We start from the raw sequence: 19,120 nt of genomic DNA on the forward strand, positions 1-19,120 counted from the left end.
GTCGCTTGGGGCATGTCGCCCAATACCACCTGGGATACCCGTAATGCCGGCCCCGGCCGACTCGGCATCACGGCCTGCTCCCTGCCGGCGCGTCGACCGCGAACCACTGCGGCGCGGACCGAACAGGCCCCCTACCTGGGGTTTCCCACGGTCGGGGGCCTTTCCCGACCCTGGGGCCATCTGTGGGTCCGGTACCGGTCAAGGGGCCGGTGACGGTCATGGGGCCGGTACCAGTCAGGGGCCGGTACTGGTCAGGGGCCGGTGACGGACTTGATCGTGTACGGGTGGGAGGCCTGCTGCCAGATCACCGTGAACCTGGCGGTCGGGCGGGCATCGACCTGGGCCACCCGGCCGTCCGACGTCAGCGTCTTCGTGGTGCCGAAGGTGCCGGAACGGCTGATCAGGCGGGCGCTGCTCTTCGTGTAGCTGTACGGGATCGTCGCAGTGGGGACGACCGTGTGGAAGACCAGCATGCCGTCGCCGTCGTCATCGAGGGCGAGGTCGGGCCGGTCGCCGAGACCGAGCGTGGTAGTGGTGCTGCGGGTGCCGCCGGCGGACAGCCGGCGGCCGACCAACTCGAGCTTTTTGCTGCTGTTGTAGCGGGTCCACGCGACCACCGAGTCGCCGTCGAGGTCGGTCCCGAGGGTGTGGTGGAAACCCACGTTGTCAGTGGAGGCCGAGATCCGCAGGGGGGAGGCCAGTGTTCCGGTGCGGCTCCAGCGCGAGGTCCAGACCTGCGGGCGGGTACCGCCGCCGGAGCGGTAGCTGACGACCGCGTCGCCGTCCCGGTCGACGCCGACACGCACCATGCCGAAACCGCCGTACGACGCGATCGGTGAGGTGAGCACCTTCGTCGCGGAGACGGTGTCCTTGATCCGCTTGGCCACGACCTCCGAACCGCGCACCCAGGCGACGACGAACTGGCCGTTGCGGTCGACACCTATGGCCGGCTTCTCGGCCGAGCCCGAGCCGAGGGTTATGGGCCCGCCGAGCGTTCCGTCGACCTTGAGGCGGCGGGCGACCGCGTACCAACTGCCGTCGCGGATCTCCGTCCATGCCGCCATCGCGGTACCGCCCGGCGTCACGGCGACCACGGGGCCGGTCGCGGGCCCCGACGTGGAAAGCCGCTGCACCGTACCGACGAGGCTGCCGGAGGCCGCGACCCGCCGGCCGACGACGTGCCCGTCCTGCTCCCAGACCACCGCCGAGTCACCGGTGTCGTCGGAGTCGGCCTCCGGCCACGTCACCGAGGCGCCCTCCGGCGAGAGGGTGCGGATGGCTCCCGTCGTGCCGCTCGCGCTTTTCACCCTGGTCTGGATCCGGTAGTGGCAGTACGTCGTCGACAGGTCGCAGGCCCGCCAGGTCAGCAGGGCGTCGCCCTGCCGGTCGACCGAGACCCTGGGCGAGTCGTCGGCCGTCCAGCCGGAAGGCGACACGTTCCACGCCGAAGTCCACGCGGCCTGGGCGTTCATGGTCACCGTCGCGGTGACCGCGATCCCGGCCGCCGTGGCGACAGAAACCCCGGCAAGGACCCGACGCTTCACCGAACGCCGGTGTCGTGCTGTTCGCAGAGCCACCCTCATCCTCTTCTCATAGCCGCCATGGCTTGGGCACAGCCGTCACACAGGCGGCCCAGAACATCCAGCGCAGCCACGTGCTCAAACGTCACAGTGCGGCTGCGGTCCCAGGGGAAACCCAGCCGGGACGTGGCCAGCCGGTACTGCACAGAGTTCGCCTTCGGCGGCATGGTCAGCTCAGCTTGAGCTGGAAGTAAGCCGTTTCCCGGTAGCCGGCGTTGGGCGGGTCGACCTCGACGGTGACCGGGATCCCCGCCCGAGTCGGCTTGATCCGGACCGGGACCGTACGCTTGTCGTCCTCGGCGAGGGGCGGCATGAGCGTGGCCGCGGACTTCTCCCGGTTGAGCCAAGACAGGCTGTAGTCGGTGCCGTAGTCGTCGAGGGACGTGCCGGGACGGACGACGAGCGGCGCGGAGCCTATGCCCGAGACACTGCCCTCGAACGATTCCCCACCGAGGTGCTGCTCTTCGTCGGTGTCGTTCTCGTAGGTGACGGTAAGGCTGTACGTGCCGTCGGCTTCACGGCGCGCCGGGCTGACGGTGACCCTCAGGCCGTCCTCGTACCGGGCGGTCGATCCGGGGCCGAGGGGGTCGGCCACACTCCCGGAAGCACCGGCTTGTTCCAGCTGCCCGTACCCGTCCAGGCCCTTCTCGAACTCGGCCAGCGCCCACGCCCCGGCGACGACCAGGACCGCGAGGACCAGTACCGCGATCGCGCAGCCGTTGAACCACCGTGTGCTGCCTGTGGTCGGAGTGTCGGGGGTGGTGATCTCGGTGTCCATGCAGGTCACGTTAGGAAACAGCAGCCAGACGATCATGAGCAGGCGTACTCAATGCCCAGCTGAGTAGCTGTACGACCCGTCTTGCGTGACGTGCATGAGGTGCTCCCGGGCTTCGCGCACAGTGAGGGGACTTGTCCGGCGGCCAGGGCCCCGTCAGGTGGCGGGCAGCGGTTGGTTCGCGTGCGGGTGCAGGCGGTTGGTGAGGAAGGCGAGGATCTCGTCGCGGGCCCGGACCGTGGGGTGGCCGGCCTCGTCGACGAGATGGGCGGTGACGACGCTGTGCGGGGTGCCGACCAAATCGGCGAAGAAAGGCGGCGGGGCCGGATGGGCGGCGCTGTCCGGGAGTACGCGCCCGTCGAAGGCGTCGCCGAGCAGCGATCTGTAGGCGGCGAAGCGCTGCCCCGTGCACCAGCGGTCGCCCGCGAAGCGGTAGGCGAGGACGGTGAGTCCGTCGCGGTGGAGCCGGTCGCGCACCGCGCGCGCGTCCGCCGCGTCGAGTTCGAGTCCGCCGGGGTCGTCGAGCGGCAGCGACGGGTGGTTGACCACCGGGGCGATCACCGCGGGCTCCAGGGCCATGGTGAGCGCGAAGTTGCCGGTGAAACAAAGGCCGATCGCCCCCACCCCCGGCCCACCGCACGCGGTGTGGGCCTGGCGCGCCAGGCCGCGCAGCCAGACCGTCACCGGGCTGGTACCGCCCCCGGCGAAGGCGCGGAACTCGGCGCTGACACAGGCGCGGCGGACGACTTCCCGGCCGCCCTCGACCGTGGGGAAGGCGCCGTCCGTCCCGAACAGCGAGGGCACATGGACGGTGAAGCCCGCGTCCCGCACCCAGCGCGCGAGCCGCAGGACGTCGGGACTGATGCCCGGCATCTCCGGCAGCACCACGACCGCGGGCCCGGCCCCGGCCACGTACACCGTCTTCTCCACCCCCTCCACGGCCACGCTCCGGCGGGTGAAGTCAGTGATCGGATCGTCGTCGCTCATGGGGGCCAGCCTGCTCCCGGAGCCGGCCGCCGGGTGAGGGGCGGGATCGCCAAGGCCAGGGGTAATCTCGCCACCAGCGAGAGGGGCGATCGGTACGCGGCAAAGGCCCCGTCCTCGCCCGCCGCCCTCGCCCCCGGCGGGCCGCGGCCGGGACACCAAGGGGGTACGGGAGCAATGACGGAGGCGACGCGGCAGGCAGCAGAAGGTGCGTGTCCGGGCGCCGGACCGGGTGCGCTGCGGGTGGGAGTCCTGGCATACCCGGACTGCTTCGCGTCCGAAGTGTTCGGCGTCCCGGATCTGTTGACGATGGCCGGCCATGTCGCCGGACCGGACGCGCCCGGCTACCGGGTGTCGGTCGTCTCGCCGCGCCGCCGGGTCACCGCCTCGGGCGGTGCGAGCCTGGACGTGCGTCCCCTGCGCGAGGTGGATGTCCTCGTGGTCCCCGGCTTCGAACTGCGCCCGGACACGGACCTCGACGCGCGGCTCGCCCGGCTCGCCCCCGAGATCGCGGCGATCCGCGCGCAGGCCGCCGTCGGCACCGCCGTCGTCTCCCTCTGCGTCGGCGCGTTCCTGCTCGCCGAGGCCGGACTCCTCGACCGGCGCCGGGCCACCACCTCCTGGCTGTACGCCGGCGAACTGGCCAGACGCTGCCCGAACGCCGACGTGCGGCCCGATCACCTGGTCGTCACCGACGCGGGTGTGACGACCACGGCCGCCTTCAGCGCCATGTACGACTTCGCGCTGGACCTGATACGCCGGCACAACGGCGCCCGGGTGGCCCGTACCACCGCACGGTTGGCACTCGTCGACGACGCCCGGATCTCCCAGACCCCGTACGTCGACACCCGGCTCCTCCCGCAGCCCGGCCGGGAGTTCTCCCAGCGCGTCATGCGGCGGCTCGACCAGAACCTCGCCGAGCGGTACGACCTGGCCGCACTCGCGGACGCCTTCCGGGTCAGCACCCGCACGCTGCTGCGCCGCTTCGCCGACGAGACCGGACGCAGCCCGCTGGCCCATCTACAGGCTTCCCGGGTCCGCCGCGCCCGCCATCTGCTGGAGACCACCGACAGCACCGTCGCCTCCGTCGCCACGGCCGTCGGCTACCAGGACCCCGGTACCTTCGCCGCCCTCTTCGCCCGCCACACCGGCCACCGCCCGAGCGCCTACCGGGCCGCCTTCCACCGTTCGGCCCGGACATCCGCCCCGGACAGCGGCGTCTAGTCCCGTACTTCGCGGGTCGTTGATTCGTATGGTGTGACCGGTCCGGGAGTGTCCCGGGCCGGTCGCATGGCGTTGGTCCGGATGTGTCGATGACTTCCCGGTCCCCGCGGCCACGATCTGAGCGTCAGCGCCTTGAAGTGGTGGTGACGTCCGTGGTGGAAAAGCGTCTGGGCGCTCGCCTGTCGCTGCCGAGTTTCTGCGCCGGCTGGACGTGGCCGGGATCGTCGACGAGGTGTGTCCAGGCGGCGCGAGCGCGCATCTGACGCACGGGCAGGTCATCGAGGCGCTGGTGGCCAACCGGCTGACCTCGCCCGCACCGCTGGTGCGCGTCGGGGACTGGGCCCGCACCTGGGCGGTGGAGGAGGTCTTCGGCATCACACCAGACCTCCTCAACGACGATCGCCTGGCCCGTGCGCTGGACGCGATCGCCCCGAAGCTGGAAGTCGTCGCCGGCACCGTCGGCGCGCGGGCGATCACCGAGTTCGGGATCGACGTCTCGCGGCTGCACTGGGACATGACCAGCATGTCCGTCCACGGCGCCTTCCCCGCCCAGGACCAGGACGAGCAGTACCCGCTGATCGCCTGCAACGGGCATCCCAAGGACCGGCGGCTGGACCTGAAGCAGATCCAGACCGGGCTCGCGGTGACGGCCGACGGCGGGATCCCCGTGCACTCCCGGGTCTTCGACGGCGCCGCCGCCGAGGTCCGTCAGGTCGTCGGCGCGATGAACGACCTCAAAGCGATGGCCGGCACCCGCGAGTTCTTGATGGTCGCCGACTCCAAGCTGGTGTCCTACTCCAACATCACCGCCCTGCTTGAGGCCGGGGTGGAGTTCGTCGCGCCCGTCCCAGCCGCGCAGATCAAGGACGAGGTCTACGCGGTCCTGGATCCTCAGCGGGGCGAGCCCGTCGACCGGGTGCCTGAGCGGGACGAGAGGAAACCCGAGGCGGAACGGGAGACCTACCGGGTCCTGGAGGACACCCACACGCTGACCGGCCGCCGCAAAAGCGATCCGCCGCTGACCGTGCGCCGGATCCTGGTCCACTCCACCGCCGTCGCGGCCGGCCAGCAGGCTGCCCGGGCCAAACGACTGGCCAAAGCCGCCGAAGACCTCGACAGGCTCACCGCCGCGGCGGGCGGACGGCACTACAAGACCAGAGAGAAGATCGTTGCCCGGATCGGCGTCATCGCGACCAAGCGCCGCGTCACCTCCTGCCTGCGCTGGCACATCACCGCCGACGAGCACGGCACCCCCAGCCTCACCTGGCACTTCGACCAGGACGTACTGGGAGCCGAAACAGCCGTCGACGGCTGGTGGGCGCTGATCACCAGCGTCCCGGCCGAGAAAGCCGGCCCGGCCCACGTCCTGATCCATTACAAGGGCCAGGGCACCGTCGAACGGCGTTACCACGACTTCAAGGGCCCCCTCGCGGTGGCACCGGTCTTCGTGCAGCACAACCGGCGCGTCGCCGCGCTGATCCAGGTCATCTGCCTGGCCCTGCTCGTCTTCTGCCTGATTGAGCGGCAGGTTAGACGCGCGCTCGGCCCCGACGAGACCATGCCCGGCCTCTACCCGGACAACCGCCGCGTCCGCCCCACCGGCCGGATGATCCTCTACCAGCTCGGCGAACTCACCCTGCGGATCGGCAACGTCACCGACCCGCCAACCGTCCAGATCAACCGTGGCGTCCAACTCCACCTCCTCGACCTACTCGACACCGACATCACGCAAACCCGCTGGCCACAGACCTGAAACGGTCACCCGCGAAGTACGGGTCTAGTGGCCCGTCTCGGAGCCTTGGCCGGGTGAACGGCTGGGCGTCCGGGGCGGACGAGGCGGTAGGCACTCGGTATCAAGCCCGGCGGCAGTCTTTGCCAAACGGTCGATCACTTGGTTTTTCTGGTCGGGTAGTTTCCGAGGCATCCATTGATCTTGATGCGCGGGCTCGTTCGGCATGACCGGCCGGGGCCGTCAGGAGGCGTGCGCCATGAGTGTGGTCAATCTGCTGGAGACTGCGGCCGGTCTGCCGGAGGCATGGCGCTCCCACCAACTGGGCCAGGTGGGGGCGGCTTGCGTGAAGGTACTGCGCATGGACGAAATGCCGGTGCGGGAGGAGAGCCACGATGCCGCCGAGGCTCTCCTCGTGCTCGATGGCCAACTGGAACTCATGGTGGATGACACCCTGGTGTCGGTGCGGCCGGGCGAGTTGTTCATGGTGGCGGCGGGAACCGCACACACCGTCCGTCCCGGAAGCAGGGGCACGCTGGTGATCGTGGACCTGCCGGAAGAATGATGGTTCGTCAGGCCGCTGTGGTGAGCGCCCAATCCAACTGCGGATGGGCGAGTCGGGAGGTGAAGTTCGCGCGCAGGACACCGGCTCCGGCCGCCCAGGCATCGCCGAGCTCCTGGCGATGGGGGTTCAGGCCTGACGGGAAGCGACTACGCCTCGCGGTGCAGCGTGATGCGCCAGCCTGTCATGTGTTGCCGCCTGGAGCCGCCGCAGCCACAGGGAGGCCGTGCACAGCAATCCCACGAAAACTGCCAGGAGAAGTACGGAAACCCACATCTGCCGACTCCCTGGAAGCGTCCATCCCATCCAGGCCGCCGCGGCCGCCCACAACAGGACACCTGCCACGTAGAAAGTGCGGACCCGGCGCAGCTGCCGCGCGGCCCGCAAGGACATGAGGTGATCGGTCTTCGGTGCCATGCCGGGCCGTGTACCCCGATCCGCGCGATCCACCAGGCGAATTTCGCCGCCCACCCCGTGCGGGCCGGCGGCGCGAAACGGGCATCCCGAGCGTCCGATCCCCATAACCAGCGGGTGCTGGGCGGCGACGCTCCCGAGGCCACGATCACCACAGTGCTGCACCGACCAGCAAGCGGAAGCCTCCTTGAAGCCCGCATACTGCCCTCAATCCAGGCAGAACTCGTTTCCCTCCGGGTCGGCCATCACGATGATCCCCTCGTCCAGGCCATTGGGTTCGAGCCGGTACAGCCGCTTCGCTCCCAGCCCCTCCAGCCTGGTGGCCTCCTCCTCCAGCGCGACCATCCGCTCGTCGCCGGTCAGGCCGGGTGCTGCTCGCAAGTCCAGGTGCAAGCGGTTCTTCGCCGTCTTCCCCTCCGGGACCTTCTGGAAGTACACCCGCGGCCCTTTGCCTTCCGGGTCCGTGATGGCCGACCGGTCGTTGTGGTGCTCAGGCGGTACGCCCCACGCAGTCAGCGCGGCCGTCCAGTGGGGGAAGCCCTCGGGCGGCGACTGAATGCGATAGCCCAGCGCCTGAGCCCAGAACGCCGCCTGCGCGCCCGGATCGGCGCAGTCGTAAGTCACCTGGAATTCCTTGGCCATGCCGCCTCCGACCGCTCGAAACCTGCCCACGTCCTCGCTCCGGTTCGCCTCCCGGAACACACGGCCATCCTCGCACCGGCCTCGGACAAACCGCTCGCCAACCCCGGGATCGGTCACCCCGGCCACCTCCACAAGCACGACGCAGCCGTCGAACGCCCCCATCTCTCCCACGCCGGACAGAGTCATGCCCACGCAACCCGAACCAATGATCACCTTCGGAAACAGGCTGACCGAAGTCTCGTCGTCTCCCCGAGTGCGGCAGACGGCGTCACGCCACGCCCTGAAGCCGGGGCGGAGGAACGACATCGTCGCGCTCTACGTGTTCGGGTCCCGGAAGCGGCCGAATGCCTTCGTGAGGGCGGTCAACGGTGAGCTGCCCGCCTTGACGGGCCCGGGCGCGGGCGGACGGGGCAGCGCACCGTCGCCGCCGCGCACCTCGGCGAGCGCGGCGTGCGCCGCCTCGGCCGCCACCCGGTAGAGGTCACAGGACTTCGTCATGGCATCGAGCGCCTCGGCGTACTTGACGGCCATACTCCGGGCGTGGACCAGTTCCTCGTCCGGGGTCAGCAGGTGCCAGCCCTGGCGCAGCCGCGTCAGAGCTCGCTCGGCGTCGTCGGGCAGCGGCCGCGGCAGCACGGCGTACTTCCGGATGATGTCCAGGAGTTCCGTCGGTTCGGAGCCGTCCAGGAAGACGTTGCGCACTGTGAAAAGCTCCGCGTCGTAATCCGGACTCCGCGGCTCCGCGGGCAGGACGACGGCGCCGCCGCGCGGCAGCCGCACGTTCGACTCCCGTTTCAACGCGAAGTCGGCGATCTGCGCCTGCTCCGGCGTGGCCCGGTGCTCGACCACGCGGTGCCGCAGGCTCGGCGGCAGGAACGTGGAGACCGGCCGCTGCCCCCGCGCGTCCGGCGTCATCGCCTCGTGCACCACGACATGGATGTACCAGCTCTTCCGGGAGCAGTCCCGCAGCCGGTGCCGCAGCTCGTCGTCGTCCTTCGGCAGGTAGTTCGCCGCCCGCAGGCGCACGCCCGGCACCGTGTCGTCGTCCCAGGCGACCCGGTCGCTGTCGGGCCAGAACATGGTGGCCGGCGAGGGCCACCGGTCGTCCCACGTCCGCTCTGCCTCGGCGGCGAGGACCCAGGTGACGCCCCCGCCCTCCTTGCGGCAGTCCTCGGAGTCGTACATGGTCAACTGCGCACGCACCGTGACGTCGTCGGCCACGCGCCAACGGGCCTCGAAGAGGCGACGGGCCGACGGGCCGGGGTCGGCGGACTCGTCACGCGGGTGCAGGACGGTGGAACGGGCCGCCTCGACAGGGTCGAGGTCCAGGAAGTCGTCGAGCACCCCGGCCGCCTTGAGGGCGGTCAAGTTGCGCCGGACGTCCTGCTCGGGCTCGGGCCCGAGGTGGCGCCCACGTCCCAGCCACGCGGTGTCGGGGACGAGGGGTGAAGAGCTGCTGTACTTGGCCATGGAACCGTTCTGTGGTGATCAGGGGCCCGACCAGTATGAAGCCAAGGCCCTGGTTTGGAACTGAGAGCTCCCGAAGCTGCTGGATCAGCACCTTCCCACTGATGCCGGTGACCAGTCGCCCGGTCTCCCAGCAACCCCGCGGACCGCCGACGAGCGTCCGCATGACAACCCTCGCGGAACTCCTCCGCGGCTGAACCGGCCTCCCGGCCGGGACGGGCGGGCGCAGCCGTTGGATCACGCGACGGGCCTCACCTCTTCGCCCGCGCCAGGCGCACGACGCCAGCCGTGCCCACAGCCGGGGTGAGTGGTTCGGGCACCAGCGGTGATCACACACGAGGCCCCGGGCGACCCGACCACGGCATATGACAGCCTCCAACATTTCCTCGTTCCGACGATCTACTGTGCGGTCACCACGCCCGATCACCGGGTGTGGTCATCACAGCCGCACCGACAACGACCTGGAGGAGAGATGGCCAGTCCGCAGCAGCCATTCGGCACTGTCGTCAGCAGCATCGGCGTCAATCTGCGCAAGTACCCCAGCACTGATTCTGTGGTCACCGGAACACTCGAACACGGCACCAAGATCGGTCTGCGGAGCAAGGTCCGTGCCCAGGTCATCGACGGCAACGGAATCTGGTACCTGCTGCGGGACAAGCCCGTCTGGGTTGCGGCGCGGCACGTCGAGAACACCGGACAGGTTCCCCTGTCCAAGGATGTGGAGCCTGCCCACCCAGTGGGCTGACACATCCGAGGGGGCTTCGAGCCTCATGAGAACACCGAGCGCAGGACTCCTTCGGCTGTCGCAGGTGTCATCGCTGGCGACAAGCGCCCACGCGCCGTCACCTTCACGCCGGCGCAGGAGGTGTACGGCGACGACCGGGCAAGCACGCACTCGACAGGCACCGGTTGTGGTGCTGTGCGACCGGCGGGTGCGGGTGGTGGCGGGCTGGCCGTGGCCGAGGCCGGGCGTGCCGTCCTCGGCCGTCAGGATCCTGACAGTACGCCGCAGAGGCAACAACGGGACATCCCTGCCGATCGCTCGCCTACAGCCACACTGGAGCCATGAGCAAGCACAGCTTCAGCATCGACCAGACCGGCACGGGCTGTACGCCGAGCCCTGCCCCCGGGTTCCAGTACCGCCACAACCTCCGCTACGAGAACCCGGCCGGTGGCGCCTGGACCAGCCCTGAGGGGCACACGCTGCGCACCACGTGCGGCCTCACCGTCGTGACCTGTGCCTGCGGCCTTGCCACCGAAGCACTGCCGAGTAACGATGCGCGGCTCGTCTACGAGGAACACCGCAACGCGATCCGCGACGAGATGACATGAGCAACGGGCCCTGTCGCCGGCGTTGCCATGTCAGCGCAGGCCAGGCGGCAAGTGCTGCGGCACGGGGCCGCGGCGGTGATGTCGCCGCGACCCCGTGCCGGTGATCCTCCCTCAGTCAAGGCATGTCTGGCGTACGGTCAGTGGTGCAGTCGTCGGGCCCGCCGACTGTCGGGCGGGCGGTGCCCGGCTCACTCGACAGCCCTGCTCCGAGGGCAGCTGTAGCCGGCTGGTTGCCCCGTTGAACGCACTCACGCCGGCGCGCGGGACACAGCGGGAGGCACGCCGTCGGGACAGCCCGCGCAATGTCCGCTACATGGTGGCACCGGGCCGCTACTCGTGACGTCGTACAGGTGTCGCCGACGATGACGGTGTCAGGTTCGTATGCCGCCGACATTCACCGGACAAGAGCGCTCGACGAGCTCTCCCACGCGGCGAGCCGCCTGATCGAACCGTTCCTCGTCCGCCGGGTGGGGATGCGCATACCAGTCCAGCACTGTGTCGAACGAAGGACGAAGCTCCTCAGGTGCGTCACGCGCAAGTTCGCTGATCACTTCCTGGCGGCCCGCAGGGGTGAGGGTTCGACTGTTTTGCAAGTCCATGGCGGTGGCCGTGGTGCAAAATTTCCTCTGCACTTCGGCGCTCTCGAACTGCGGATCCGAAGAATCGAACACGTAGAAAACAGCCGTGGCGGATATTGCGGAAACAGCACAGGACGCGGCAAGCACGAATCGATTATTCATGACGTCAGACAGACTCATTAATGGCGCTTATGTCATGTGAGTCGTAGTTCAGATACCACTTGTCCGAACGCATACACGAATTGCCGTCCGTGTCGTTGGAAGAGTTACGGTGACCGATGTCCCCAGTGTGGCCGAACTCATGGCAGCCCAGACTTTTCCACTGACTCGCCGTCTTGGAATAGCTTTGATTCAAGCGCACTCGAATGATGTCACAGGACGTTCGAAAGGCGTTCCAGTCGGTGCAGTCCGTCTTCCCGTGCCAGCCGTTACGTTCGTATTCACCATCGTAGACTTCAATGTCGCCACCGCCCCACGAGGTGGTAATTACAGTCTTCTCCAGCTGAGCCTTTCCATGGTTCATCGCCAGAGTCCCATTACCGGTCAATGAGAATCCCTTAACTGCTTGATTCCGGTTGTCAGGATCTATTCCACTGTCGTCGTGGTCAGCGTAACCAGGCGTGGACAAGATCATGACCAACGCCATCGAAGCGAAGACGACAGTGGCCGGCCTGCTGGGAGAGCCATGCATGGAAGACTTCTTTCTGTGGGAGACAGGCAATAACGCGGTCGCACCCGCTTCATTCCTTGGCATCGTCCGCAAGGGCGGCCGGCTCCTCGACACCCTTCAAGTCACCCGCTTCCACGGCTCTTGCGGCTTTCTGCACCTGCTTTTCCAGTTGCTGCGGCGTCAGCGACTCGATCCGCTCGCCGAGCTGATCGCCTTCGTTGGCAGCGGAATCGAGTTGTTGACCGTCGACGAGTGCGCGCCCCTGGGAATTCACCAGCCTCCAATGGCCACGCTCCTCGGACTGCGTCAAGAAATATATGCCCTCATCACCTTTTGCTGTCCAGGTCACCCCCTCAAGCTGGTACCCACGCCCTTCCTCGTCCCAACCCCACTCGTCGACGAGCACCGTTTGCGGCTTTGTGGCTCTCGCACTGTGCAGGACTTCTTCTACGTGCAAGGTCACCTCGCGCACTTGCTCGCGGCCGCCATCTTCCTTCGATCCCACCCATCGCCCTGGCTGGACGTCCGTCACCTGCGCCTTGACGACAAGGTCGGATGTAGCAGCCATCTTCTCCACATCGTCGAAGTGATGAACCTCCCGCCCCTCCACGATGCGCTCGGGCTGGGAATCGCGGGTATTTCCTCCCTCACCGCACGAGGCCGTCGAAAGACACAAGCCGACAGCGACCACAGCCACCCCGTACTTCCGCGGAAAAGCGGAACTGAAAATCTTCATATGTCCCCCATAATTCAAACTGAAAGGAGAGTCGCGCGCCCCCTGCTTCATTGGACGCGCGACATGGTGTGCGACTCGAACGAACCGGACGCCCGCGTAGTGGAGGTGCCGCGCTCGCCACTGGGTCGGCACCTCGCCCACCGTCGGTCGTCAGCGCCGTCTTGTAAGCGGCGGTGTCCAGCCGGCCCGCACCGCCGCACCACCGGCCCCGCTCCGGCTGCCCGAGCGGCTGGGGGCTGGGTCATTGACGAGGTGTCCGGCCCACCCCCGGGCCGGACCCGTACCGCGCGTCATGGGCGGGGCGCATCGCCCTCGCGGCACGCCGAAGCCGATGCCGTCTGCCTGGCCCTGCCCGCGAACCAACCCTGCACGCGAGGAGGGCTCCGCGGTCAGCGGCGTTTACGCCGTCCCCAAATCAGGTACGCTCCAACCGCAGCCAGCGCAGCGGAAAGCGCAGCCGTTCCGACCGATCCGTCGGCCTGCGATGTCCCGAATCCGTGGATCACCGTAAGGAAGGCGGCAAAGAGGCAGCTGCCTCCGAGGAACCGTTCCCAGGTTCGGACCGACATATTTGCGCACCCCTCGTGCCGAGAACTCACGGTTCTACCCCTTCAGCTTTTCTTTGAGGCCTTCGGAGCACGGAACGGTCGCTGTCTCCTCGGCGCGCAGGGCCGCGTACGTACCTAGACCGAGGCCCTCACCGGGGTCGCTGTCCGCGGCGAACGTGTCCAGCGCGACACCACGGGTTGCTTCCGCCTTTGTGTTCTTGGAACACGACAGCTCTGCGATGCTCCATGCTTTCACAGCCCGTGCCGTGGGATTGCTAGCCGTCTTCTCCCCTGCCAACTGCTCCAGGAAAGCTTGGGATTCCAGGGCTGTTTCCTTCTGGAATCCTTCACATTCCGTGGTGGTGGTCCACAGCAGTGTCATCCAGGCCTTCACTGCGTCGCTGCCTTGCGCATACCGCCCTGTGGCCCGCGCCAACGCGTCTTTGAGCTGGGGCAGGTCGTGGTCAAGTACTGCACATGGCTGGTCTGTCCGCAGCAGTGCCAGCGTCGCAGATGTCGTCACCGTGATCCGGTCGAGGGGGTCCTTCGTCCGCTTCAAGGCAGCCTCTGCGCTGCTCCGCACATCCTGCGGCCCCAGCGGTTCGCCGGCTCTGAGGGACGCCTGCAGATAGAAGCGCACCTGCTCTCGCAGTGGCGCCTTGGACGCTGGTTTCCGGACGTCACCGAGGGCGGCGGACGCTCCGGTCAGTTGCGCCTGCGCGACGGTCGCGAGGTAACCGTCGATGGCCGAGTTCTGGTCCGGTTGATCCGGGATCCGGCCACGGAGCAGGGCAATGTTCTGCATCGCGCGGACAGTCGCGTCCGCCACATCGATGGATGACCGGCCAGGCAGTGACGCGAGAGTCGTGGACGCGGCGGACAACTCGGTCACGGAAGCCGATATGTTCCGGTAGTACGGACCGTCGCCGGCAAGTGCGTCCCGCAGCGCGTCCTGGGCTCGCTGCCTCACAGCCCGGATGTCGGCGCTGTTCTGACGCTTGTCCGATTGTGCCGCGATCGATACTTGCAGGAGGAGGACGGATTCCGGCACGGACCATGCTTCGTCGCTTCCTGCCAGCCTTGAGATTTCCCCTCTGACGACGTCGCCCGTCTTGGCACTCACAGTGCACGCGTATCCCTGCGCCGACAATGTGCGTGCAGCGACGTAGTCCGACAGCGCATCACTTGTACTCGTCGCCCGGCATGGCTGGGTCCGCGTGTCCAGATGCTGCTTCACCAGGTTCCGCACCTGCTCGGCCGTCTGTCCCAACTGTGCGTTGCCGGAGTCGCCTCGGTGCACCTCTTCGGCCATCCGCGCTACGGCCTCCACCTCCGGAAGGGGCTGGGGGCGCCGGAACAGGGCTCGCACAGCAGTGGTCGCCGCGGTGTGGACGCGGCCCGGCGGAAGCTGACCGGGGAACGCCCGCACACCGGTCCGCAGGTGCTGGATGCGCAGGGCGGCGTCGCCTTCGTGCGTGGTGAGAACCCGGTCCGACCACCAGCCGGCGTGCTCGGCGAGGTGGGCGTCCGCGGCGGACTCGCCGGTGTCGCGAAGTACCGCCAACGCTGCCGCTGTCCGGTGCGGGTCTTCGCCGGTCAGCGGAACAGTGGTCATGCCGGACGGGCTGTCGGTGAAAGTCGCTGCCAGCCGGGCCTCCACCGCTGCGGGAGCCCGCACACGGGGCCCGATGCGCAGACCTTCGTCCTCTGAAGAGGGTGGTGCCTGACAGCCCACCAGGCCGAGGGCTGTGGCCAGCAAAGCGACGTAGATGCGGCGCCGGGGGGCGGAGGCGGACCTCCGCCCCCCGGTGGTCGAAGACGACATGCGTCAGACAGTCCCGCCTACTGGGCTGGAGCGCCGGAAGGCACTCACGTCGTAGTGAGTGTTGCCGTACTTCATGCTGGCGGTGACCGTGTGGGACACCCAGATCCATCGCCCGTAGGGGTTGCCTCGGCCGATGACCCTCCCATGGTCCGCGACCACGCTGGAGTTTCTGTCGCCTGCGTAGACCCCGCCGCCGCAGTCGTCCTCGCCGCCGATGCCGCCCGGCGACAAGCCGCCGCCACCGACGCTCACGCTGCCTATGCCGTACTTGTTGAAGCAGATACCGTCGCTGAGCTTGATGGTGTAATTGGACACCGGCCCGGCGGCGTTCCTCTTCCACGAGGCGGAGATCTTGGACGAGTCAAGCGTCCACGTCCTCTGCCCCGCGCCACGCCAGGTGTCCTTGAAGCCCACCTTCAGCGTGCCGATACTCACCCGGCGGGTGTTCGACTTGCTGTTCTCGATGGCTGCCGCCGGCAACACACTCGCCGCGAACACCGCCGAGGCAACGGCCCCGAGCACGACAGCGCGTGCAGCGGTCCGTCCCTGATTATTCCTCACGGAAATTCCCCCATTTATTTTTCGTCGCCCGGGCGCAGGCATGCGAAGGCCGCTCCACCCGTAACGAAAGTCGACAGATCGGTCAGGAAGGTGTGGAGATTCCCCTGACGGCGTCTGCCGCTGGCGGTCACCCAACAATCGCCCCTGGTCAGGGGGCAGTTCGCGGTGGGCGACCTTGGATCCGAGTATGTCCGTCGTGATCTGGTCACCGCAACGTTATTGAGCAACACATGAGGTTGTTCAACTGCGTGAGATTTCAACGACCCGAAGCCGGTTCCTTAATCAGTCCCTACCCGTTCGTGGCCGGACACCGTCGACGACACATCGGGGGTCCATGCCCATGGCGAGGCGCTGACGCAACGGGGGCCATAGCGGGCGGAAGGAGTAGTTCCGACCACAGATGGCCTCGGATGGCACTTTCGGACAGAACACAAGGTGAGTGTTCGCACACGTGATCGGCCGGTCCCGTTCAGTGACCGGCGCCTGGATCCCTGCCCCGGCTTGCAGCACAACACCCGCGATTCATGCGCCGGCCAGCCGAACCTGTCGAAAAATTTCCTGATCCGATGCCGGAACACCGAAGGAAATGACCGAAAGCGCTCATCTGCTTTTGACTCATGAGCGGATGTCCGGTGAAGGTCCTTCACATGCCCGCCACATCCCGAGCCGTGAACAGCGGCCCCCTGCGTATGCGCGACTTCCGCCTGCTGCTCGCCGGAGCGGCGGCCGGACAGTTCGGCGCCCACGTCACCCTGGTCGCCCTGCCCCTTGTGGCCGTGCTCGAACTGGAAGCGACCGCCTTCCAGGTGGGGCTGCTCACGGCTGCAGAGACCGCCGCGTTCCTGGTCATCGGCCTGCCGGCCGGAGCATGGGTCGACCGCATGCGGAAGTTGCCGCTGATGATCCGGGCCGATGTCGTACGAGCCGTGGCCATGGCAAGCGTCCCGGCAGCGGGCGTGGCCGGTGTCCTGACGATGGTGCAGCTGTACGTTGTCGCTCTGGTCACCGGCGTCGCCACCGTCTTCTTCGACGTGGCCCACCAGAGCTTTCTGCCCCAGTTGCTGCCCCGGGACCAACTGGTCAAGGGGAACGGGGCGCTGGAGACCGTACGCTCGTCCGCGCAGGTGACCGGCCCCGGGCTCGGTGGCGGTCTGGTGCAGCTCCTCGGTGCCCATCTCGCCGTGGTCGCCGACGCCATCGGTTACGTCCTCTCCGCGCTCTTCCTCTGGCGCATCAAGCGGCCGGAGCCCCGCCCCGAGGCTGTCCCCGGCGCGTCGCTGCGCGCGGACATCGCGGAAGGGCTGCGCTTCGTTCTGGGTCAGCCGCTGCTGCGGGTGATCGCCGCCGCCACAGCCCTCGGCAACTTCTTCACCGCGCTGTTGCTGGCCACTCAGACGGTTTTCCTCGTCCGTGACCTGGGCCTGCAACCGGGGGCGGTCGGCCTCGTCCTGTCGGCCGCGGCCGTCGGCGGGCTCTTGGGCGCACTGGTCGCGGGCACCCTGGCCGCACAACTGGGCCACGCCCGGATCATCTGGCTCTCCGCACTGGTGACAGGCCCGTTCGCCCTGCTGTGGCCGCTGTCCGAGCAGGCGGGAGGAGCAGTGGTGTTCGCGCTCGGCTCGGGCATCGTCTTCTTCGGTGCCGTGGTCTACAACGTCGCCCAGGTGAGCTTCCGCCAGTCCCTGTGTCCGCCCGGCCTGCTCGGCCGCATGAACGCCACCTTGCGCTTCCTGATGTGGGGCACGCTCCCGCTCGGGGCACTGGCCGGCGGGGCGCTCGCCGACGGCTTCGGCGCCCGCACCGCGCTGGTGTGCTGCGCGGCCGGTTTCCTCGCCGTACCTCTGCCGCTGCTGCTCTCCCCACTGCGCGGGATGCGGGACCTGCCCAATGTGCCCGTGCACCCCGAGTCCACCGCCGCGGGCACTGACGAACGGGCTCCGGCCACCCCTCTCGCCTGACCCCGGCCCGCGTCCGCCGCCGTAGACACCCGACAGGAAGGACCCCGTGCTCAGCATCACGAGCCAGTACCTGGCTCGCTACCGGAATCTCGTCACCGGGGCCGGAGCCTCTGCCCCGCTGCCCGTCACCGGAGCCCAGCGCCGCTTCATCCTGGTGCGGTCCCTCGACCCCACCGGGCGGCCGGACCTCGTGCCGATGTTCTTCGCCTTCCCGCGCGGCACGGTGGACGTCGTACGCCTCGCCGCTGCGGCGAATCGCCTGGCGGCACTGCACCCGGTGCTCCGTGGCCGGCCCGGCGTGGTGCGCGGCACCCCTGTGCTGTGCCTGGAGCAGCCGGAGGTGCCGGTCGTGCGCGTACCCCGAGCGCCCGACGAGGACGCCGGCGCGGCCCTGCGCCGCGCCCTGGGAGCCTGGGCCCCCGACGGGCCGCCCCTGCGGCTGTTCCTCACCGATGACGCGTCGGAGCGCGGGCCCGCCCGGTACGGGGAGTCCGCCCCGCACGGTCGCGGCGACGCCCGGGAGGTGCTCGCGATCGTCCTCGACCACACCGCGTGCGACGGCGGGTCACTGGCCCGGATCGTCGGGGAACTGGGCGCCGCTTACGCGGAGGGGCACCGGGCGGAGTTACCCGCGCCCGCCGACACAGCCGCCGAACTGGCCGCCTACCGCGACGCCGTGCTGCTCCAGCTCGATGCCGAGGAACGGGCTGCCTCACCCGAGGCACTGGCGTACTGGGGCGCCCGGCTGCGAGCCGTCCGCGACCGGGCCCCCGCGCCGCGGCCGGGTGCCCCGGTGGCCGGAACGCTGCCGAGCGGTTCGGCTTCCGCGATCCTGCCCTCCCCCGCCGCCGGCGTGCCCTTCCCGGAACTGCTCGACGCCTGCCGCGCGGCCGCGCGCGTCCTGTACGGACCCGGTCACGTGGTGCCGCTCGGCTACCCGTGGGGCGGCCGTCCGCCCGGCGCGGAGCGGGTGCTGGGCTGCTTCCTCAACACGGTGGTCTTCCCGGCCGCCACCGGGCCCGCCCCTTTGGGCGCGGAGGTTACCGCCGATGCCTGGTGGGACGACCTGGACCGGGCCGACGTCCCCTTCGACGCCGTCGCGCACGCGGCCCGGGAGGCCGGGTCCGGCTGGTCCGGCCGACTCGACGGGCTTTTGACCGTCGACGACAGCAGGCTGCGGCCCGTGCTCCGCCTGGCCGGTGTCGAGGGCCTGGAGGTGTACGTCGACGGCAGACCCGTGCGCGGACCCTTCGCGGTCTCCGTCACCCAGGGACGCGAACTGCACGTGCGCATGGGGTGGGACCGCGCCGTGCTGGACGACCACACCGCCCGGGACGCCTTCGACGCGCTCGCCGGCGCACTCGGGGCCGCGGCCCGGACGGCGCCGGCTGCCGACCGGTGCCCCTCCGCCTGACCGTCCCGCACCACCCCAACGGCCCGGACCGTCCGTGCCACCCATCGGCCTTGCCCGTCCGTGCCACCCATCGGCCCGGCTCGTCCGCACCACCCCAACGACCGGCCCGTCCCCACCAACC

General features: G+C 68.9%; 17 protein-coding genes. 7 read left to right on the plus strand and 10 right to left on the minus strand.

Annotated elements, in window-relative coordinates; translation table 11 throughout:
* Window positions 1-251: 251 nt before the first annotated feature.
* The 3 genes from AS594_RS02595 to AS594_RS02605 all read right to left on the minus strand — a co-directional run bounded on the left by AS594_RS02595 (window position 252) and on the right by AS594_RS02605 (window position 3,342).
* Window positions 252-1,544, minus strand: a complete 1,293-nt coding sequence (locus AS594_RS02595) for a hypothetical protein (RefSeq protein ID WP_240508913.1) — start codon at window positions 1,542-1,544, stop codon at window positions 252-254.
* A 205-nt stretch (window positions 1,545-1,749) separates the two neighbouring features.
* Window positions 1,750-2,358, minus strand: a complete 609-nt coding sequence (locus AS594_RS02600; RefSeq protein ID WP_079148495.1) for a hypothetical protein — start codon at window positions 2,356-2,358, stop codon at window positions 1,750-1,752.
* Window positions 2,359-2,511: 153 nt separating this feature from the next.
* A complete protein-coding gene (locus AS594_RS02605) occupies window positions 2,512-3,342 on the minus strand; it encodes a dienelactone hydrolase family protein (protein ID WP_069925462.1) in 831 nt (276 codons plus the stop codon).
* 174 nt (window positions 3,343-3,516) lie between these two features.
* Between AS594_RS02605 and AS594_RS02610 the strand changes: the two genes are divergently transcribed.
* The 3 genes from AS594_RS02610 to AS594_RS02620 all read left to right on the plus strand — a co-directional run bounded on the left by AS594_RS02610 (window position 3,517) and on the right by AS594_RS02620 (window position 6,857).
* On the plus strand, window positions 3,517-4,563 hold the full coding sequence (locus AS594_RS02610; RefSeq protein ID WP_069933516.1) for a GlxA family transcriptional regulator: 1,047 nt from the start codon (window positions 3,517-3,519) through the stop codon (window positions 4,561-4,563).
* Between the two features lie 211 nt (window positions 4,564-4,774).
* Window positions 4,775-6,316 carry an IS1634 family transposase gene (locus tag AS594_RS40775; protein WP_167367976.1) on the plus strand — a complete coding sequence of 514 codons (1,542 nt, stop codon included), beginning with the start codon at window positions 4,775-4,777 and terminating at the stop codon, window positions 6,314-6,316.
* A gap of 235 nt (window positions 6,317-6,551) precedes the next feature.
* Window positions 6,552-6,857 carry a cupin domain-containing protein gene (locus AS594_RS02620; protein ID WP_069925465.1) on the plus strand — a complete coding sequence of 102 codons (306 nt, stop codon included), beginning with the start codon at window positions 6,552-6,554 and terminating at the stop codon, window positions 6,855-6,857.
* A 618-nt stretch (window positions 6,858-7,475) separates the two neighbouring features.
* On the opposite strand, the gene AS594_RS02625 is transcribed toward AS594_RS02620, so the two are convergent.
* Both AS594_RS02625 and AS594_RS02630 read right to left on the minus strand, forming a co-directional pair.
* Window positions 7,476-7,910, minus strand: coding sequence for a VOC family protein (locus tag AS594_RS02625; protein ID WP_069935931.1), 435 nt, complete (start codon window positions 7,908-7,910; stop codon window positions 7,476-7,478).
* 315 nt (window positions 7,911-8,225) lie between these two features.
* On the minus strand, window positions 8,226-9,380 hold the full coding sequence (locus AS594_RS02630) for a hypothetical protein (protein WP_069933515.1): 1,155 nt from the start codon (window positions 9,378-9,380) through the stop codon (window positions 8,226-8,228).
* 469 nt (window positions 9,381-9,849) lie between these two features.
* On the opposite strand from AS594_RS02630, the gene AS594_RS02635 reads away from it, so the two are divergent.
* Both AS594_RS02635 and AS594_RS02640 read left to right on the plus strand, forming a co-directional pair.
* On the plus strand, window positions 9,850-10,122 hold the full coding sequence (locus AS594_RS02635) for an SH3 domain-containing protein (protein ID WP_069925467.1): 273 nt from the start codon (window positions 9,850-9,852) through the stop codon (window positions 10,120-10,122).
* A gap of 320 nt (window positions 10,123-10,442) precedes the next feature.
* On the plus strand, window positions 10,443-10,709 hold the full coding sequence (locus AS594_RS02640; protein WP_069925468.1) for a hypothetical protein: 267 nt from the start codon (window positions 10,443-10,445) through the stop codon (window positions 10,707-10,709).
* Window positions 10,710-11,080: 371 nt separating this feature from the next.
* Here the strand turns inward: AS594_RS02640 and AS594_RS43830 are convergent, their stop codons facing one another.
* The 5 genes from AS594_RS43830 to AS594_RS02655 form a co-directional block, all read right to left on the minus strand.
* Window positions 11,081-11,467: a hypothetical protein gene (locus AS594_RS43830; protein ID WP_141754282.1), complete on the minus strand. Its 387-nt coding sequence runs from the start codon at window positions 11,465-11,467 to the stop codon at window positions 11,081-11,083.
* A complete protein-coding gene (locus AS594_RS43835; protein WP_141747145.1) occupies window positions 11,454-11,921 on the minus strand; it encodes a hypothetical protein in 468 nt (155 codons plus the stop codon). The genes AS594_RS43830 and AS594_RS43835 overlap by 14 nt, the downstream gene beginning before the upstream one ends.
* A gap of 106 nt (window positions 11,922-12,027) precedes the next feature.
* On the minus strand, window positions 12,028-12,693 hold the full coding sequence (locus AS594_RS02645; protein WP_141746872.1) for a hypothetical protein: 666 nt from the start codon (window positions 12,691-12,693) through the stop codon (window positions 12,028-12,030).
* A gap of 603 nt (window positions 12,694-13,296) precedes the next feature.
* On the minus strand, window positions 13,297-14,856 hold the full coding sequence (locus AS594_RS45370) for a hypothetical protein (protein ID WP_206281704.1): 1,560 nt from the start codon (window positions 14,854-14,856) through the stop codon (window positions 13,297-13,299).
* 213 nt (window positions 14,857-15,069) lie between these two features.
* Window positions 15,070-15,669 (minus strand): hypothetical protein, encoded by a 600-nt coding sequence (locus AS594_RS02655; RefSeq protein ID WP_141746871.1) that lies wholly within the window; start codon window positions 15,667-15,669, stop codon window positions 15,070-15,072.
* A 605-nt stretch (window positions 15,670-16,274) separates the two neighbouring features.
* Between AS594_RS02655 and AS594_RS02660 the strand changes: the two genes are divergently transcribed.
* Both AS594_RS02660 and AS594_RS02665 read left to right on the plus strand, forming a co-directional pair.
* A complete protein-coding gene (locus tag AS594_RS02660; RefSeq protein ID WP_079148494.1) occupies window positions 16,275-17,585 on the plus strand; it encodes an MFS transporter in 1,311 nt (436 codons plus the stop codon).
* A 46-nt stretch (window positions 17,586-17,631) separates the two neighbouring features.
* On the plus strand, window positions 17,632-18,999 hold the full coding sequence (locus AS594_RS02665) for a condensation domain-containing protein (RefSeq protein WP_069933513.1): 1,368 nt from the start codon (window positions 17,632-17,634) through the stop codon (window positions 18,997-18,999).
* Window positions 19,000-19,120 lie beyond the last annotated feature (121 nt).

This window comes from Streptomyces agglomeratus (genome assembly GCF_001746415.1).
GTDB classification, from domain to species: Bacteria; Actinomycetota; Actinomycetes; order Streptomycetales; family Streptomycetaceae; genus Streptomyces; species Streptomyces agglomeratus.

Coding starts and splice junctions, on each gene's coding strand:
- AS594_RS02630 (WP_069933515.1), bottom strand. CDS start 9,380: ATGGCCAAGTACAGCAGCTCTTCACCCCTCGTCCCCGACACCGCGTGG.
- AS594_RS02655 (WP_141746871.1), bottom strand. CDS start 15,669: ATGCCTGCGCCCGGGCGACGAAAAATAAATGGGGGAATTTCCGTGAGG.
- AS594_RS02600 (WP_079148495.1), bottom strand. CDS start 2,358: ATGGACACCGAGATCACCACCCCCGACACTCCGACCACAGGCAGCACA.
- AS594_RS02620 (WP_069925465.1), top strand. CDS start 6,552: ATGAGTGTGGTCAATCTGCTGGAGACTGCGGCCGGTCTGCCGGAGGCA.
- AS594_RS02640 (WP_069925468.1), top strand. CDS start 10,443: ATGAGCAAGCACAGCTTCAGCATCGACCAGACCGGCACGGGCTGTACG.
- AS594_RS43835 (WP_141747145.1), bottom strand. CDS start 11,921: ATGATCTTGTCCACGCCTGGTTACGCTGACCACGACGACAGTGGAATA.
- AS594_RS02610 (WP_069933516.1), top strand. CDS start 3,517: ATGACGGAGGCGACGCGGCAGGCAGCAGAAGGTGCGTGTCCGGGCGCC.
- AS594_RS02660 (WP_079148494.1), top strand. CDS start 16,275: ATGCCCGCCACATCCCGAGCCGTGAACAGCGGCCCCCTGCGTATGCGC.
- AS594_RS43830 (WP_141754282.1), bottom strand. CDS start 11,467: ATGAGTCTGTCTGACGTCATGAATAATCGATTCGTGCTTGCCGCGTCC.
- AS594_RS02625 (WP_069935931.1), bottom strand. CDS start 7,910: ATGGCCAAGGAATTCCAGGTGACTTACGACTGCGCCGATCCGGGCGCG.
- AS594_RS02635 (WP_069925467.1), top strand. CDS start 9,850: ATGGCCAGTCCGCAGCAGCCATTCGGCACTGTCGTCAGCAGCATCGGC.
- AS594_RS02645 (WP_141746872.1), bottom strand. CDS start 12,693: ATGAAGATTTTCAGTTCCGCTTTTCCGCGGAAGTACGGGGTGGCTGTG.
- AS594_RS02605 (WP_069925462.1), bottom strand. CDS start 3,342: ATGAGCGACGACGATCCGATCACTGACTTCACCCGCCGGAGCGTGGCC.
- AS594_RS45370 (WP_206281704.1), bottom strand. CDS start 14,856: ATGACCACTGTTCCGCTGACCGGCGAAGACCCGCACCGGACAGCGGCA.